13 protein-coding genes are annotated in these 15,630 nt (G+C 72.4%); 9 read left to right on the top strand and 4 right to left on the bottom strand.

What is annotated here, in order from left to right; genetic code table 11:
* Both JWR33_RS08630 and JWR33_RS08625 read left to right on the top strand, forming a co-directional pair.
* Nucleotides 1-1,419: glycoside hydrolase family 38 C-terminal domain-containing protein (locus JWR33_RS08630; RefSeq protein ID WP_297411090.1), on the top strand; the 1,419-nt coding region annotated here is incomplete at its 5' end.
* 1 nt (nt 1,420) lies between these two features.
* The gene (locus JWR33_RS08625) at nt 1,421-3,292 is read left to right on the top strand and encodes a hypothetical protein (RefSeq protein WP_297411088.1); all 1,872 of its coding nucleotides are present in this window, start codon (nt 1,421-1,423) and stop codon (nt 3,290-3,292) included.
* Between the two features lie 18 nt (nt 3,293-3,310).
* Here the strand turns inward: JWR33_RS08625 and JWR33_RS08620 are convergent, their stop codons facing one another.
* From JWR33_RS08620 to JWR33_RS08610, 3 genes are read right to left on the bottom strand one after another with little or no spacing between them, the layout of a single operon-like run.
* Entirely contained in the window at nt 3,311-3,598 is a 288-nt protein-coding gene (locus tag JWR33_RS08620) for a hypothetical protein (RefSeq protein WP_297411087.1), read from the bottom strand.
* Nucleotides 3,598-4,071, bottom strand: a complete 474-nt coding sequence (locus tag JWR33_RS08615; protein WP_297411085.1) for a hypothetical protein — start codon at nt 4,069-4,071, stop codon at nt 3,598-3,600. The genes JWR33_RS08620 and JWR33_RS08615 overlap by 1 nt, the downstream gene beginning before the upstream one ends.
* Nucleotide 4,072: 1 nt before the next feature.
* Nucleotides 4,073-4,261 (bottom strand): hypothetical protein, encoded by a 189-nt coding sequence (locus tag JWR33_RS08610; protein ID WP_297411083.1) that lies wholly within the window; start codon nt 4,259-4,261, stop codon nt 4,073-4,075.
* A gap of 188 nt (nt 4,262-4,449) precedes the next feature.
* On the opposite strand from JWR33_RS08610, the gene JWR33_RS08605 reads away from it, so the two are divergent.
* From JWR33_RS08605 to JWR33_RS08595, 3 genes are read left to right on the top strand one after another with little or no spacing between them, the layout of a single operon-like run.
* Nucleotides 4,450-5,022, top strand: a complete 573-nt coding sequence (locus JWR33_RS08605) for a TetR/AcrR family transcriptional regulator (protein WP_297411081.1) — start codon at nt 4,450-4,452, stop codon at nt 5,020-5,022.
* Between the two features lie 30 nt (nt 5,023-5,052).
* Nucleotides 5,053-7,911: an MMPL family transporter gene (locus JWR33_RS08600; RefSeq protein ID WP_297411079.1), complete on the top strand. Its 2,859-nt coding sequence runs from the start codon at nt 5,053-5,055 to the stop codon at nt 7,909-7,911.
* Nucleotides 7,912-7,963: 52 nt separating this feature from the next.
* Complete coding sequence (locus tag JWR33_RS08595; protein ID WP_297411077.1) at nt 7,964-9,979, top strand: YhgE/Pip domain-containing protein; 2,016 nt, start codon at nt 7,964-7,966, stop codon at nt 9,977-9,979.
* 22 nt (nt 9,980-10,001) lie between these two features.
* On the opposite strand, the gene JWR33_RS08590 is transcribed toward JWR33_RS08595, so the two are convergent.
* The gene (locus tag JWR33_RS08590; RefSeq protein WP_297411075.1) at nt 10,002-10,814 is read right to left on the bottom strand and encodes a sugar phosphate isomerase/epimerase; all 813 of its coding nucleotides are present in this window, start codon (nt 10,812-10,814) and stop codon (nt 10,002-10,004) included.
* A 155-nt stretch (nt 10,815-10,969) separates the two neighbouring features.
* Between JWR33_RS08590 and JWR33_RS08585 the strand changes: the two genes are divergently transcribed.
* The 4 genes from JWR33_RS08585 (at nt 10,970) to ilvD (ending at nt 15,604) form a co-directional block, all read left to right on the top strand.
* Complete coding sequence (locus tag JWR33_RS08585; protein ID WP_297411074.1) at nt 10,970-11,101, top strand: hypothetical protein; 132 nt, start codon at nt 10,970-10,972, stop codon at nt 11,099-11,101.
* Nucleotides 11,102-11,382: 281 nt separating this feature from the next.
* Nucleotides 11,383-12,918, top strand: coding sequence for a trehalose-6-phosphate synthase (locus JWR33_RS08580; RefSeq protein WP_297411094.1), 1,536 nt, complete (start codon nt 11,383-11,385; stop codon nt 12,916-12,918).
* The gene (gene otsB, locus JWR33_RS08575; protein WP_297411072.1) at nt 12,915-13,748 is read left to right on the top strand and encodes a trehalose-phosphatase; all 834 of its coding nucleotides are present in this window, start codon (nt 12,915-12,917) and stop codon (nt 13,746-13,748) included. The genes JWR33_RS08580 and otsB overlap by 4 nt, the downstream gene beginning before the upstream one ends.
* 218 nt (nt 13,749-13,966) lie before the next feature.
* The gene (gene ilvD / locus JWR33_RS08570) at nt 13,967-15,604 is read left to right on the top strand and encodes a dihydroxy-acid dehydratase (RefSeq protein ID WP_297411092.1); all 1,638 of its coding nucleotides are present in this window, start codon (nt 13,967-13,969) and stop codon (nt 15,602-15,604) included.
* Nucleotides 15,605-15,630: the final 26 nt, after the last annotated feature.

The raw sequence follows: 15,630 nt of genomic DNA, 5'->3' as shown, positions 1-15,630 counted from the left end.
GACGACAAGAGCCCCGGCGCACTCGTGTTCCGGGCCGAGCTGCCCGCGCTCGGCTACCGCGTCTACCGGCTGCTGCCCGGCGACCCGGTCGCGCCGACCGACTCGCCGCTCTCCGGCTCTGCCCTCTCGGACTCTGCCCTCTCGGACTCTGCCCTCTCGGACTCTGCCCTCTCGGTGAGTGAGACGGTGCTCGAGAACGCGCACGCCCGGATCGAGGTCGACCCGGCGACCGGCTGGCTGTCCTCCTACCTGCTGAAGGACAGCGGCATCGACGTGCTCGCCGGCACCGACCCGTCCACCCACACCCAGGTGAACGAGGACCCCACCGACACGTGGGGCCACCGGGTGCTGTCCTACGCCTGGCAGGGCGCGGCGATGACGCTCGAGCGCATCGTGGTGCGCGAGTCGGGCCCGCTGCGCTCCCGGGTGCGGATCGAGCGCTCCTGGGGGCGGTCCACGTTCGTGGAGGAGCTGCTGCTGGACGTCGACAGCCCCTACCTCACCGTCAACGCGACCCTGGACTGGCGGGAGCCGGCGCACCTGATGAAGCTGCGCTTCCCGGTCGCCCTGGACAACCCGGTGGGCACCTACGAGATCCCGTACGGGAGCCTCGAGCGGCCGGTCGACGGCGCGGAGGAGCCGGGCCAGGCCTGGATCGACCTCACCGGCACGGCCGCCGGAGCCCCGGCCGGCCTCACCGTGGTCACCACCAACAAGCACGGCTACGACGTGTCGCCCGCCGGGGAGGATGGCACCCCGAGCATCGGCATCACCGCGGTCCGCAGCCCCGTCTACTCCTGGCACGACCCGCGGCTGCTCTCCGACGAGAGCATCTACGCCTACCAGGACCAGGGGGTGCAGCGCTTCAGCTACCGGCTCGTCCCGCACGGCGGCGACTGGCGGACGGCCCAGCCGGCGCGGATGGCGGCACTGCTCGGCCAGCCCGTGCGCGCCCAGCTGGAGTCCTTCCACGAGGGCACGCTTCCCTCGAGCCTCTCCTTCCTCTCGGACGGGGGCGGCCAGGTCATGGTCACGGCCGTCAAGGGCAGCGAGGACGCGGCCGACCGTCCCGGTGGCGCGGACCTGATCGTGCGCGCCGTCGAGACGACCGGAGCGCCGGCCCGGGTGACCCTGGACCTGCCGATCGCAGGCCGCACACTCGACCTCGAGTTCGGGCCCAGCCAGATCCGCACCTTCCGCATCCCCGCGGATCCCGGTGCGGACCCGGTGGAGGTCGACCTCGTCGAGTGGCCTCTGGACGGCCGCGAGGGAGCCTCCGCACGCGCGGCGGAGTCGCTCGGCGAGCCGGCCGCGGAGCCGCAGGCGCCGGGCGAGCCGGTCGACGCGGCGGAGACGCTCACGCCGGCCGAGCGGATCGGCACCGACCCTGAGGCACGGCTGCCCGGCTCGGGCCAGTAGCGTGGCGGGCGTTTCCGGGATCCGCACCTCCGTCGTCCTCCGGGATGGCACCGAGCGGCGCCCCGAAGAGGCGGGCTTCGCGATCGTCCTGCGCGAGGATCCCAGCGGCGGCGCCGGCGCGGTGCGGGCGGAGGTGCGGTTCGACGGCACGGTGCCGCTCGTCGGCTCCCTTCGGTTCTCCATCGCGGTCGAGGGCGCGGAGGATCCGTGGTGGCTGATCCCCGGCGCCTTCTACGGCGAGAACCGGTCCGCCGAGAACGGCCGCGTCTTCCCCCGATTCGAAGTCGGCGCGCACGCGGACGGCGACGCCGAGCGGATGGTCTTCGACTCCTGGCACTTCCGAGCCGACCGCGCGGCGACGCCCGCCGTCTTCGCCTGGGCGGGGCCCGGCCTCGGCGGAGCCGCGATCGCCGGGCCGGAATCGACACCGCTCGGCATCACCGGCATCGGCTTCGCGCACGAGCGCCGGACGGCGACCCTCTCGCTCACCTTTCCCTTCCGCGAGGCACCCATCACCTACTACGGCGACGCCCGGCCGCGGCCCGCGGAGGTGGCCCTGCACGAGTGGCAGCCGGGGGAGCGCGCCGAGCTCGCGTTCACGGTGCATCCCCTGGACTCCGACCGGCACGCCTACGCCCCGATCCTCCGTGCCCTGCACGAGCGGTCGAAGGCGGACGCGCCCCTGCGGCCATGGGTGTCGGTCGCCGAGGCGGCCGATCTCACCGCCGAGGGTCTGGTGCGGTGGCACTTCGACCCGGATCCCGGCGTGCTCCTCGAGACGGCCGGCTTCGACCGGGAGGTCACCGGCCGTGACGGCCGCTCGGTCGATCGGCAGGCGATGCACGTGGGCTGGGTGAGCGGCATCCCCTGGGCGTACGCCCTTCTCGCCCATGGGCTCCGGACGGACCGCGACGACGAGGTCGTGGCCGCCCGGGCTGTTCTCGACTTCATCGCGGGCGCGCTCTCGCCCTCCGGCACGTTCTGGGGCGTCTGGTACCGCGACTCGGGCTGGACCCAGAGCTGGACGCCGCTCTCGCGCGGCGTGCACTCCCGGACTCTCGCCGAGGCGACGCTCTTCCTGATCCGGGCCGCCCGGCTCGAACCGGGGCACCCCGACTGGGAGCGCGCGATTCGATCCAACCTGGACGTGATCGTCGGCCGGCAGCGCGCCGACGGCAACCTCGGCTCCGTCCACCACGCCGAGACGGGGGAGGTGCTCTCCTGGTCCGGCGCCTCCGGGCTCACCTGGATCGCCGCGCTCGTCGAGGAGGGCGGGGACGATCGCCTCGACGCCGCCCGCCGCGCGGGCGACTACTACTCCCGGTTCGTCGACGCAGAGTACCTGTGCGGCGCTCCCGAGGACGTGGACCTCGCGCCCACCTCCGAGGACGGCTACGCCGCGGTGATGGCCTACGTCGCCCTGGCGCGCGCCACCGGCGAGGACCGCTGGACCGACCTCGCCCGGAGATCTGCGGACTGGATGCTCACCTTCCGCTACAGCTACGACGTGAGCTTCGAGGAGCGCACCCTGCTCGGCCGCTACGACTTCGGCACCCGCGGCGCGGACCAGGCCTCTCCCTCGAACCAGCACCTGCACGCCTACGGCCTGGTCTGCACGCGGGAGCTCTTCGAGCTGAGCGACCTCACCGGCGACGCGCACTACCGGGAGCGCGCCGAGGAGACCCTCGCCTGCTTCCGCCAGTTCGTGGCGCGGCAGGACGGCGACTTCAACGCGTACCGCGGCATGGTCAGCGAGCGGTACTACCAGACGTCCTGCTTCCAGCCGAAGGGCATGCTGCTCACCCTCTCGCACGCCTGGAGCGTGGGGGTCCTGCTGCTCGGCTGCGAGCAGGTGCTCGGGCTCGGCGCCTGAGACCGGCCGCCCGCGTCCCTAGGGGATGTGGGGGAAGCCGAACGGCGGTGTCGGCGGGGAGTGCGGATCGGACGGCGGAACCGGGGAGACCGGCCCGGCGGTCGGCGCGGACGTGGTGGCCCAGCGGGAGCCGCGCCCCTGCCCGGACCAGCCGGGAGCCGCAGCGGGCCGGCCGAGCCGCTCGAGCGCCCGAGTGCCGGCCAGAAGGGCGCGGGACAGCAGCACGGACTGGAGTGCCGCCGACACGATGCCGGTGACGGCGAGAACGACGAGCGCCCGGTCCGAGCGCTGCGCCTTCCCCGCCATCACTCCGCCTGCTTCTTCGGGCGGAGCGTGCGCTTCGGCGGCTCCACGGCCACCGCGGCGGGCAGGCTCTCGGTCTGGGCGTCCGCCGGCGCCGTGCGCACAGTGGGCACATCGGCGGCGCTCAGCCGCACGGTGGGCGCGTCGCGGATTGCGCGAGCGGAGGGCGCCGGCGGAGGAGTGCCGGGAGCCGCAGGCTGGGCAGCGCCACGGGCTGCCGGAGCGGGGGGCGCGGCCGGGGCGTTCGCGGGGGCGGTCGCCGGAGACCCGGTCGGCGGGACGGGAGCAGGGTCGTGCGGCGCCGGCCGCGGGGGCTCGTTGCGGCGCAGATACAGCTGCGCGGCCTTGGTGGCGATGATGAGGAAGCGCACCAGAAGGGCGAGCACCGCCAGCAGTGCGAGCCAGAACAGGATCGAAAATCCTGCGAACAGCACCTGGATGAAGCCGAAGCGCAGGTTGAAGCCGTCGAAATCCATGTCAGTCCTCCTCCGCCAACTCGCGGGATTCGATGTGCACGGTGCCGATGGCTACCGTGAGGGTGAGGAGGGACGCGACCACGCTCACGTAGAAGCGCCAGTCATGCCTGCCCGCTGCGCCGGTCCGCAGTGTGGACACCGAACTGACGACCGCGCTGAGGATGGCGCCGTTCAGAAAATACTTGCGCATCAGGCCTCCTTTTCGGACCAACATAGCGCCAAGCCGTGGCCCGTTGTCTACGGGTGCGCACAGGGTTCGGGGGCTGCGTTTCCCCCGAGCGGGGGCGCGCCCGCCGCAGACGGCCCGGCGGGCGCGCGTCTGCGCATTCTCTGACCGATCGTTCGGTTCCTGACCGATCGGACAGTAGAGTTGCCGCCATGGCCAACACCTCTGCGACCCAGCTGCGCCGCGTCGCGCTCGAGCAGTTCGCGAGGACCGGCTTCGCCGGGGCATCCCTCGGCTCGATCGGCGAGGCGGCCGGCCTGAGCAAGTCGAGCGTGCTGTACCACTACGCCTCCAAGGAGGCGCTCCTGACTGCGGCCGTCGCACCGGCGCTGGCGGAGTTCGCGGAGGTGGTCGGCAGCTATCCGGCCTCCGGCGGCCCCGAGGAGCGACAGCGGTTCGTCGAGCGGTTCATCGATCTCCTGCTGGAGCACCGCCTCGCGGTGCACATCTTCATCAACCAGGGCCAGTCGCTCAAGGGCATCCCGGTGATCGATCGCGCCAACGCTCTCGTGCACCAGTTCGGCGAGGCCGCGGTCGACCACATCCCGAGCGTCGCCGACCGGATCCGCTTCGGCGTCGCGCTCGGCGGTGCCGCCTACACCCTCGTCGCGACCGAGACCTGGTCCGACCTCGACCTGACCGAGAACGACGAGATCAGGGCTGCTCTCGTCGACACCGTGTCCGGCCTGCTCGCGGACATCTCCGCGACTGCCGGAACGCACTGACCTCCCCTCTTCCCGGAAGGAAGCAGCCCCATGGCGACCGCCCTCTATCGGCTCGGCCTCTGGGCGTACTCACGCCCCTGGCGCGTGATCGTCGCCTGGATCGTCCTGATCGTCGCGATCGGCGGCGCCGCGGTGGCGCTCGGCGGCAAGACGCAGGAGTCCTACTCGATCCCGGGAACGGAGTCGCAGCAGGCGATCGACAAGCTCGCCGCGGTGTTCCCGCAGACCGCCGGCGCGAGCGTGCAGGTCGTCTACCGGGCTCCCGCGGGCGGCAGCGTCGAGGACGACGAGTACCGCTCGGCGATCGAGGACATGGGCGCCACGCTCGAGGACGTCGACGGCGTGGAGGCGGTCGCGCTGCCCTACTCCGAATACGCCACCGACGCCATCTCCGACGACGGCCGGGTCGGCATCACCTCCCTGACGCTGACCGGCTCCCAGGAGGAGGTGACCGACGCCACCATCTCCGACGTGCTCGCGACCGCGGGCCCCGCCCGGGACGCGGGGCTCGAGGTCCAGTTCGGCGGCCAGGTGTTCCAGGACACCTCGTTCGGCATCACCATCACCGAGGCGTTCGGCGTGCTGTTCGCCGCCGTGGTGCTCGTCATCGCCTTCGGCTCGGTGCTCGCCGCCGGCTTCCCGCTGATCGGGGCGCTGCTCGGAGTGGGTCTCACGATGGGCGCGATCACGGCAGTGGCCGCGTTCGCCACGGTCGGCAGCAGCGCGCCCCTCCTGGCGCTGATGATCGGCCTGGCGGTCGGCATCGACTACTCCCTGTTCATCGTCTCGCGACACCGCAACCAGCTCGCGACCGGCATGGACCCGCGCGAGTCCGCGGGCTCCGCTCTCGCCACCGCGGGCAGCGCCGTGGTCTTCGCCGGCGCGACAGTGATCATCGCCCTGCTCGGCCTGCTCGTCGTCGGCATCCCGTTCCTGTCCGTGATGGGCGTCGGGGCCGCCTTCGCGGTGCTCATCGCGGTGCTCATCGCCGTCACGCTCGTGCCCGCCCTCCTCGGCCTCGCGAAGCTCCGCCTCGCACCCAAGGAGGGATCGCGCGCCGCTCGCCGGGCGATCGCCGCCTCGGGCGACGCCGAGGACGGCAAGCCCTCGATGGGCACCCGCTGGGTGAAGCTCGTGCTCAAGGCGCCGATCGTGGCGGTGCTCGTCGTGGTCGGGCTGCTCGGCGCCCTGCTGGTCCCCGCGCTCCAGCTGCAGCTGAGCCTGCCGGACAACGGCTCCGAGCCGCGGGACTCCACCCAGCGCAAGGCCTACGACATCATCGCCGACGCCTTCGGGCCCGGCCGGAACGGTCCGCTCATCGTGCTCGTCGACATCACCCAGACGACCGACGTGCTCGAGGACCTCGACGCGATCCGGGCACAGCTGAAGGACCTGCCCGACGTGCGCGCGGTCGGGCCCGGCACGCCGAATCCGAGCGTCGACACCGCGATCCTCCAGGTGATCCCGAAGAGCGCGCCGGACTCGCCCACCACCACCGCGCTCGTCGAGCGGATTCGTGCGCTGGCGCCGGAGATCGAGGACCGCTACCGCACGGCCATCGCCGTGACCGGGACGACGGCCGTGATGATCGACATCTCCTCGACCCTCGGCCGCGCGCTCGTGCCATTCGCCGCCATCGTGCTGGGGCTCTCCGTGCTGCTGCTGATGATGGTCTTCCGGTCTCTGTTCGTGCCGCTCAAGGCCGCGCTCGGCTTCCTGCTGTCCGTCATCGGCTCCTTCGGCGTGGTCGTGGGGGTCTTCCAGCTGGGCGCGTTCTCGAACCTCCTCGGAGTCGAGCCCGGTCCCATCCTGAGCTTCCTGCCGATCCTGCTCATCGCCGTGCTCTTCGGCCTCGCCATGGACTACGAGGTGTTCCTGGTCAGCGGCATGCGGGAGTCGTTCGTGCACACCGGCGACGCCCGACGCGCCATCGTGGTCGGCTTCTCCCAGGCCGCACGCGTCGTCACCGCGGCCGCGCTCATCATGTTCTTCGTCTTCTTCGCCTTCGTGCCCGAGGGGGCCGGCGTGATCAAGCCGATCGCCCTGGCTCTCGCGGTGGGAGTCGCGTTCGACGCGTTCCTCGTGCGGATGACCCTGGTCCCCGCCGCGATGGCTCTCGCCGGCAAGGCGGCCTGGTACCTCCCGCGCTGGCTCGGCCGGGTGCTGCCGAACGTCGACATCGAGGGCGAGAGCCTCGGCGCCCACCGTGCCGGCGTGGAGTGGGCGGACGGACGCGGCGGCGCGGCCCTCACCCTCGACCGGGCGCAGGCGGCCCGATCGGCCTTGCCGGTGTCGCTCGAGGCCCCTGCGGGAGCGACGGTCGTCTTCGCCGGCGAGGCAGGGGGCCGTCGTGCGCTGCTCGCCACCCTGTCCGGGCGCCTGCCGCTCGCCGCCGGCCGCGCCCAGGTCCTCGGACTGCCGCTGCCGAGCGACGCCTCCGCTGTGGCCCGGCGGGTCGCCCATGTGGACGCGGCGCCGTCCTCGGGCGTCTCCGTGCGGGACCTGCTCGCCGAGCGGTTCGCCCTCGCTCGCCGCGGAGTCGGCTCCCGCCGGCGGGAGGCCGACGGGCTGCTCGATCGCGTCAACCGCGCCCTCCGGGACGAGGACCTGCCGCGCATCTCGGCGACGGAGGACACCTCCGCCCTGAACGCGGAGCAGCGGGTCGCCGTCGCGCTCGCGCTCGGCGTCGCGTCCGGTGCCGGCGCGATCGCGCTCGACCTCGGCGATCTCGAGGGCAGGCGCCTGGAGTGCGCGCTGCGCATCGTCGACGCCGTCGTGCCGCCCTCGGTCACCGCCCTCCTCGGGGCGTCGCGCGTGCCCCAGCCCGAGACCCGGACCGGCCGCCCGCTCGTTCCCACGGACATCAGCAGCAAGGCAGTCCTCTCATGACCTCCCGTTCCCGCCGGCCCGCCGGCAGCCTCCTCCGAAAGGCGGTCCACCCGTGACCTCCCTCGCCTCCCGGCCCGCGTTCCGGGTCCTCGCGATCCTCGCGCTGCTCCTCGTCCCCCTCGCCGTCGTCGGCATGTTCGCTGGCTCCCTCTCCGCGGTCGGCAGCGAGAACGCGCGCATCCCGGCCGCCATCGTGAACGAGGACAGGATCGTCAATCAGACGGCGGCCGACGGCACCACGAGCCCCGTGCTCGCGGGACGTCTGCTCGTGACCGCCCTCACCGGCGACGACGCGCCGGGTGGGGCGGGCGACACCTTCGATTGGACCATCACCGGCGCGACGCAGGCGAAGGACGCCCTCGCGAACGGCGAGGTGTATGCCGTGCTCACGGTTCCGAAGAACTTCTCGCGGTCCATCGTCTCGCTCTCGTCCGACACCCCGGAGCAGGCGCATCTCACCCTCACGACCGATGACTCGCACGGCTACGTCACCGGCCCGCTGACCGACGTGGTGGGGGATGGGCTCGCCGCGCTGTTCGGCGACCAGATCTCGGAGCAGTTCATCGGCGGCCTGATCAGCGGGACCGGCCAGTTCGGGACGGCGCTCAGCGACGCCGCGGACGGCGCAGCCCAGCTGCAGTCGGGCAGCCGGGACCTCGCCGACGGCCTCGACAAGCTCTCGGACGGAGCCTCCGCCGCGCAGGACGGCGCCGCCCGGTACACCGACGGCATCGCCCAGTACACCGGCGGCGTCTCGACTCTCAGGAGCGGCATCGAGCAGTACGCCGGGGGAGTCTCCTCCTACGCGGATGGGGTCGAGCAGTTCGCCGGCGGAGTATCCGACCTCAGCGACGGCCTCGCGACCGCGGCCTCGCAGAGCGCGGGGCTGCAGGACTTTCCGGACGGCGTCGACCAGTACACCGGGGGCGTGACGCAGTCCGCGGACGGCCTGAACGCGATCCTCGACAACCCGGCGGCGGTCATCGACCCGCAGACGCGTGCCGCACTCGAGCAGCTCGCGGCCGGTCTCGAGGATCTCTCCGACAGCGGACCGGCCCTCGTCGACGGCGCTCACGGAGCCGCGGACCTGCAGAGCGGAGTGAGCGATGCGGCGGCGGGCGCCGCCCAGCTCGACTCCGGGGCCGGCGATCTCATCAGCGGAGCCCAGCAGCTCGATTCGGGGGCGACCAGCCTCGCGGACGGAGCGCAGCAGCTCGCCTCGGGCGGCGACGCCCTCGTATCAGGCGCGCAGGGCATCACCGGCGGCATCGGCACGCTCGCCGAGGGCACGGCCGGTGCGGCGGACGGCGCGGACAAGCTCGGCGACGGCGCGGGCCAGCTGGCGGACGGCCTCACCAAGGGCGCGGACGCGGTGCCCTCCTACAGCGACGACCAGGCGGACACCCTGGCCCGGATCGCCGCGGCGCCCATCGGGCTCGACGCGGTGCGCACCAACCAGGTGAGCAGCATCCCGCAGATCGTGTCCACCCTGCTCGTCCCGGCCGGCCTGTGGATCGGGGCCCTCGCGGTGTTCCTCGCCCTCGGCGGGGCCACCCGCCGGCTGCTCGCCTCTCCCGCATCCAGCACACGGATCGGCGGCTACGTGCTGCTGCGCGCGGGACTGCTCGTGGCCGGGCAGGCCATGGTCCTCGTCGTGCTGCTGCACACCGGGATCAACGTCCCGTGGAGCGCCCTCCCGGCGACGCTGCCGTTCGCCCTGCTGGTCGCGGTCGTCTTCACCTGCATCCACGCCGCGCTGACGGCCACCTTCGGCCGCTGGGGCGCCATCGCGTCCCTCGTGCTGCTCGCCCTGCAGCTCGCCGCGACGGGCGGCCTCTATCCGGTCGAGGTGCTCTCGGCGCCGTTCCGAGCGCTCAGCCCGCTGCTGCCGCTCACCGAGGCGCTCAACGGCATGCAGGCCATCGTCACGGGGAACGGACCCGGCGAGGTGATCTCCGCGGCGCTTGCGCTGGCCGTCTGGGGCACAGCAACGTCGGCGCTCACGGTGTTCGCGCTCTCGCGCGCGCGCTCGGCCCGGTCCCTCGGGCTGGTGCCGGCCGCCGCCTAGCCTGCAGCAGCAGGAACGGCCGTCAGCGGGGGCGGCTGGGCGCGCCGGCGGCGACCTGCTCGCGGGCGAATCGGAGAGTGCTGCGCAGCAGTGCGAGCCGCTCCTCGTCGGTGCGCAGCCGCCGCGTGTTGACCTCCGCGACGACCGATCCGCTCCAGCCCGAGCCCGCCAGCAGTCGCAGCGTCTCGGCGACCGGCTGGGTGCCGTGCCCCGGCGGGAGGTGCTCGTCGAAGGCGGTGGCACCGGCCACGGGGGCTGCGCCGTCGCAGAGGTGCAGGTGCCGCAGGCGCGGGCCGAGCGCCCGAGCGACCTCGAGCGCGTCGAGGCCCGACAGTGCGGCGTGCGAGAAGTCCAGCGTGACCGCGTCGCAGTCCCATTCCGCCGGGTTCCAGCCCGGTGCATATGCCCCGATGCTCCTGCCGCGGACGGTCCACGGGAACATGTTCTCGACGGCGATCCCGATTCCCGACGCCCGCGCGATGTCGGAGACGGCCTCGAGGAAGTGGCCCGCGTAGCGGTGCTGCCAGCTGAACGGCGGGTGCACGACCACGGTCGGCGCCCCCAGCCGCCCGGCGAGCTCCGCCGTCCGCTCGAGCTTGCCGCGCGGATCGGTTCCCCAGACGAACTGGGTGAGCAGCAGCACCGGGGCATGCACGGAGAGGATCGGCAGCTCGTGCTCCTCGGCCAGCCGCGCGAGCGCGTCGGCGTCCTGGGTGACCCGATCCCGCGTGACCATGACCTCGACGCCATCGAAGCCGGCGAGCTTCGCGATCGTGAAGGCGCGCTCCGTGCTCCAGGGATAGACGCAGGTGGTGCTCATGCCGATGCGGATCACCCGGCGATGCTACGTCGACTCCCCGTACCTCGCATGAGCGGATCCAGCACAGCGGCCGAGCGTTCCGCAAGAGCCGCACCGGCCCGGTCCGGGGCGCGGGAGGCCGAGGCGGCGGGACTGCGCGGGCTGGCGGACGCTCGCGGAGGGCGGCCGGCGTGCGGGCGCTCGGTGGGAGCCGCGACCGGCTCGAGCTGGAGCTGCTCGGCTCCGCTCGGCCCACCGCGGCGGCGGCACGCGCCTTCGGCGCCGCGCTCGCTCGCACCCGCGGCGCCGGTGCGGAGGGCTGATCGACCCGGCCGCACACGGCGGGCACCGCGAGACCGAGCTGGCGATGCTGGCACTGTTCGGCTGCCCGCGCCTGGACGAGGTGCTGGCGGGCTACCGGCGGCAGCATCGCGCTCCGCGACGGCTGGCGGGACCGCGTGCCGGTGCACCAGCTGCACCCCGAGGGGCGTGCTCGTCGCATGAGCTCGGGGTGCGGGCGGAGGCCTCGGCCAGGGGGTCCGCAGGCCGCGCCCCGCACCGGTCGGTAAACTCTGCCCGCGCCAAGCCAACCGATCGGACGTGCATCATCAGCAGCGAAGCCCCCCGGACGTTCTCCTTCGTGGTCGTCTCCAATCGACTTCCCGTGGACCGGGTCGAGACCGGCGGCGAGGGAACCTGGCGGCATTCCCCGGGCGGTCTGGTCACAGCGCTCGAGCCGGTGATGGGCGGCAACGACGGCGCGTGGGTGGGCTGGCCGGGCATCGCCGACCGCGACTACGAGCCGTTCCAGGGGGAGAACGCGTGGCTCGTGCCCGTCCGCCTCAGCGAGAAGGAGGTGGCCGAGTACTACGAGGGCTTCTCCAACGACACCCTGTGGCCGCTCTACCACGATGTCATCGCCCAGCCGAGCTACCACCGCGACTGGTGGGAGACGTACGTCGAGGTCAACCGGCGCTTCGCCGAAGCCGCCGTCGCCGCGGCAGCCGACGGGGCGACGGTGTGGGTGCAGGACTACCAGCTGCAGCTCGTGCCCGCCATGCTCCGCGACTCCCGTCCCGACCTGACCATCGGCTTCTTCAATCACATCCCCTTCCCGGCATACGGCATCTACTCGCAGCTGCCGTGGCGCAGGCAGATCCTGCAGGGCCTGCTCGGAGCCGACGTGATCGGCTTCCAGCGCAACGCCGACGCCGGCAACTTCTCCCGCGCGGTCCGGAGGCTGCTCGGCTACTCGGCCAAGGGCAACATGGTCGAGGTCCCTGAGGCCGATGCCCAGGGCGGCCGCGCGACCCGCGTGGTGATCGCCCGGCACTTCCCCATCTCCATCGACACGTCCGGGTACGAGGAGCTGGCTCGCCGGCCGGAGGTGCAGGAGCGCGCGCGGCAGATCCGCGAGGAGCTCGGCGACCCGAAGATCGTGCTGCTCGGAGTGGACCGCCTCGACTACACCAAGGGCATCGTGCACCGGATCAAGGCCTTCGGTGAGCTGCTCATCGAGGGGAGGCTCAGCGCGGAGGCGGCCACCCTGGTGCAGGTGGCGAGCCCCAGCCGGGAGCGGGTCGACACCTATCGGGCCCTGCGCGACGAGATCGAGCTGGCCGTCGGCCGGATCAACGGCGACTACAGCTCCATCGGCCACTCCGCGATCAGCTACCTGCACCACAGCTACCCGCGCGAGGAGATGGTGGCCCTGTTCCTCGCCGCGGACATCATGCTCGTCACCGCCCTGCGCGACGGCATGAACCTCGTCGCCAAGGAGTACGTCGCCAGCCGCATCGACGACCGGGGAGTGCTGATCCTCAGCGAGTTCGCGGGCGCCGCGGACGAGTTGAAGAGCGCCCTGCTGATCAATCCGCACGACATCGAGGGCGTCAAGGAGGCGATCATGAGGGCCGCAGTCATGCCGCAGCGGGAGCAGGCGACCCGCATGCGGGCCCTGCGCAAGCGGGTGAGCGAGCACGACGTGGCCCGCTGGTCGTCAACATTCCTGCGGGTGCTCGCCCAGACCCGGCCCCCGGGGGCGCCCGCGGTGACACCGCCCACGACGCCCACGACGGCGGGGACGCCTGCGGAGACGCCGCCCGACGACGATGCCGACCACGACGGCCAGTACGCATGAGCACCATCGACTCCCGGATCGGCTCGACCGGCTCCGGGGTTCCGCGAGCGCTGCGGGACGCACTCGGCGACCTCGCCCGCACCCCACGCCTGCTCGTCGCCCTCGACTTCGACGGCACGCTCGCTCCCGTGGTCGACGATCCGGCCAAGGCGCGGGCGCTGCCCGAGGCGCGGGCCGCCGCGCGCCGCCTGGCGGACCTGCCCGGCACCCGCGTCGCGCTCGTCTCGGGCCGCTCGATGGAGAGCCTCGAGGAGGTGGCGGGGGCCGGCGACGACGTGCTGCTCGTCGGCAGCCACGGCGTGGAGGTGCGCCTCGACTCGCCCGACGACGTCTTCACCCTGGACGAGGACGAGCAGGCGCAGCTCGGGCTGCTGGGCTCCGTGCTCGACCAGGTGGCCGACAGCATGGACGAGGTCTGGGTGGAGGCGAAGCCTGCGGGATTCGCGCTGCACACCCGCCTCGCGACGGACAAGAACAGCCGCATCGCGCACCTGGTCGCCCTCTCGGAGGCGCGTGCGGAGGTGAACGACGTGACCGTGCGGCGGGGCAAGGACGTGCTCGAGTTCTCGGTCCGCTCCACCACCAAGGGCGAGGCAGTGGAGCACCTTCGCCGGTACACGCGCTCGACGGCGGTCTTCTACGCGGGCGACGACGTGACCGACGAGGACGCCTTCGAGGCGCTCGGCCCGGACGATCTCGGCCTGAAGATCGGCTCCGGGGCGACGGTCGCCGACCACCGAGTGGACAGCCCCGATGAGGTCGCCTCGGTGCTGACCCTTCTGGCCACCCTCCGCGAGACCTGGTGCCAGGAGACCCCCCAGTCCAACTGACCGCCGAAATGCCACGTGGTGTCGCCAAAACCCCGAAATGGGAGCACCAAGTGGCATCTCGGGCGGGGGTGGGCGCGGGCGGGGACCCGGCTGGGTCGCGGTAGCCTCGTCACGTGGCCGAAACAAGCACTGGCGCCGGATCGGGCGCCGCCGACGACAGCGCGAGCGCGCCCGACATCAAGCCGAGGAGCCGCATCGTCACCGACGGCATCGAGGCGATGACCTCCCGCGGCATGCTCCGCGCCGTCGGCATGGGCGACGCGGACTGGGACAAGCCCCAGATCGGCATCGCGAGCTCGTGGAACGAGATCACCCCCTGCAACCTCTCGCTCGACCGCCTGGCCCAGGCGGCCAAGGAGGGCGTGCACTCCGGCGGCGGCTACCCGCTTCAGTTCGGCACGATCAGCGTCTCCGACGGCATCTCGATGGGCCACGAGGGCATGCACTTCTCGCTGGTCTCCCGTGAGGTGATCGCCGACAGCGTCGAGGTCGTCATGCAGGCCGAGCGCCTGGACGGCACGGTGCTGCTCGCCGGCTGCGACAAGAGCCTCCCCGGCATGCTGATGGCCGCCGCGCGGCTCGACCTCGCCGCGGTCTTCGTCTACGCCGGCTCGATCGCTCCCGGCTGGGTCAAGCTCTCCGACGGCACGGAAAAGGACATCACCATCATCGACTCGTTCGAGGCGGTCGGCGCTGTCAAGGCCGGCACGATGAGCGAGGCCGACGCCAAGCGGATCGAATGCGCCTTCGCCCCGGGCGAGGGCGCCTGCGGGGGCATGTACACCGCCAACACCATGGCCTCCGTCGCGGAGGCGCTCGGCATGAGCCTCCCCGGATCGGCGTCGCCGCCGTCGGCGGACCGGCGGCGCGACTACAACGCTCACCGCAGCGGCGAGGCCGTCGTCAATCTGCTCCGCAAGGGCATCACCGCCCGCGACATCCTCACCAAGGAGGCGTTCGAGAACGCCATCGCGGTCGGCATGGCGCTCGGCGGCTCCACCAACATCGTGCTGCACCTCCTCGCGATCGCGCACGAGGCAGAGGTCGAGCTCACCCTGGACGACTTCAACCGGATCGGCAGCAGGGTGCCGCACATCGGCGACCTCAAGCCGTTCGGCAAGTACGTGATGAACGACGTCGACCGGCACGGCGGGGTCCCCGTGCTGATGAAGGCGCTGCTCGAGGCGGGGCTGCTGCACGGGGACGTGCTCACCGTCACCGGCAAGACGCTCGCCGAGAATATCGCGGAGATGGACATCGCCCCGCTGGACGGCGAGGTCCTGCGCACGCTCGACAACCCCATACACGCCACCGGCGGCCTCACGATCCTCTCCGGCACCTTCGCCCCGGAGGGGGCGGTCGTCAAGACGGCGGGCTTCGACGCCGAGGTGTTCGAGGGTCCCGCCAAGGTGTTCGAGCGCGAGCGCGGCGCCATGGACGCGCTGACCAACGGCGAGATCAAGGCAGGCGACGTCGTCGTCATCCGCTACGAGGGTCCCAAGGGCGGCCCCGGCATGCGCGAGATGCTCGCCATCACGGCCGCCATCAAGGGCGCGGGCCTCGGCAAGGATGTACTACTCTTGACCGACGGCAGATTCTCGGGCGGCACAACCGGCCTGTGCATCGGCCACATAGCACCCGAAGCGGTGGACGCTGGTCCCATCGCCTTCGTGCGCGATGGTGATCTGATACGGGTCGATATCGCCGCTCGCACGATCGACCTACTGGTCGATGCGGCCGAGCTCGAAGCCAGAGCCGAAGACTGGGCTCCGCTTCCTCCGCGCTACACCCGCGGCGTCCTCGCGAAATACTCCAAGCTCGTGCAATCGGCGGCCGTCGGCGCGATCACGGGGTAGCCCCGCCCATCCACTCCGTCGTTTCC

Source organism: Naasia sp. (assembly GCF_025465545.1).
Taxonomy (GTDB): Bacteria; Actinomycetota; Actinomycetes; order Actinomycetales; family Microbacteriaceae; genus Naasia.
This window is presented reverse-complemented; position numbering and strand designations above follow the sequence as displayed.

Excerpts from the sequence above, each read along its gene's own strand:
- otsB (WP_297411072.1), top strand. The coding sequence starts at position 12,915 with ATGAGCACCATCGACTCCCGGATCGGCTCGACCGGCTCCGGGGTTCCG.
- JWR33_RS08610 (WP_297411083.1), bottom strand. The coding sequence starts at position 4,261 with ATGCGCAAGTATTTTCTGAACGGCGCCATCCTCAGCGCGGTCGTCAGT.
- JWR33_RS08600 (WP_297411079.1), top strand. The coding sequence starts at position 5,053 with ATGGCGACCGCCCTCTATCGGCTCGGCCTCTGGGCGTACTCACGCCCC.
- JWR33_RS08605 (WP_297411081.1), top strand. The coding sequence starts at position 4,450 with ATGGCCAACACCTCTGCGACCCAGCTGCGCCGCGTCGCGCTCGAGCAG.
- ilvD (WP_297411092.1), top strand. The coding sequence starts at position 13,967 with ATGACCTCCCGCGGCATGCTCCGCGCCGTCGGCATGGGCGACGCGGAC.
- JWR33_RS08620 (WP_297411087.1), bottom strand. The coding sequence starts at position 3,598 with ATGGCGGGGAAGGCGCAGCGCTCGGACCGGGCGCTCGTCGTTCTCGCC.
- JWR33_RS08615 (WP_297411085.1), bottom strand. The coding sequence starts at position 4,071 with ATGGATTTCGACGGCTTCAACCTGCGCTTCGGCTTCATCCAGGTGCTG.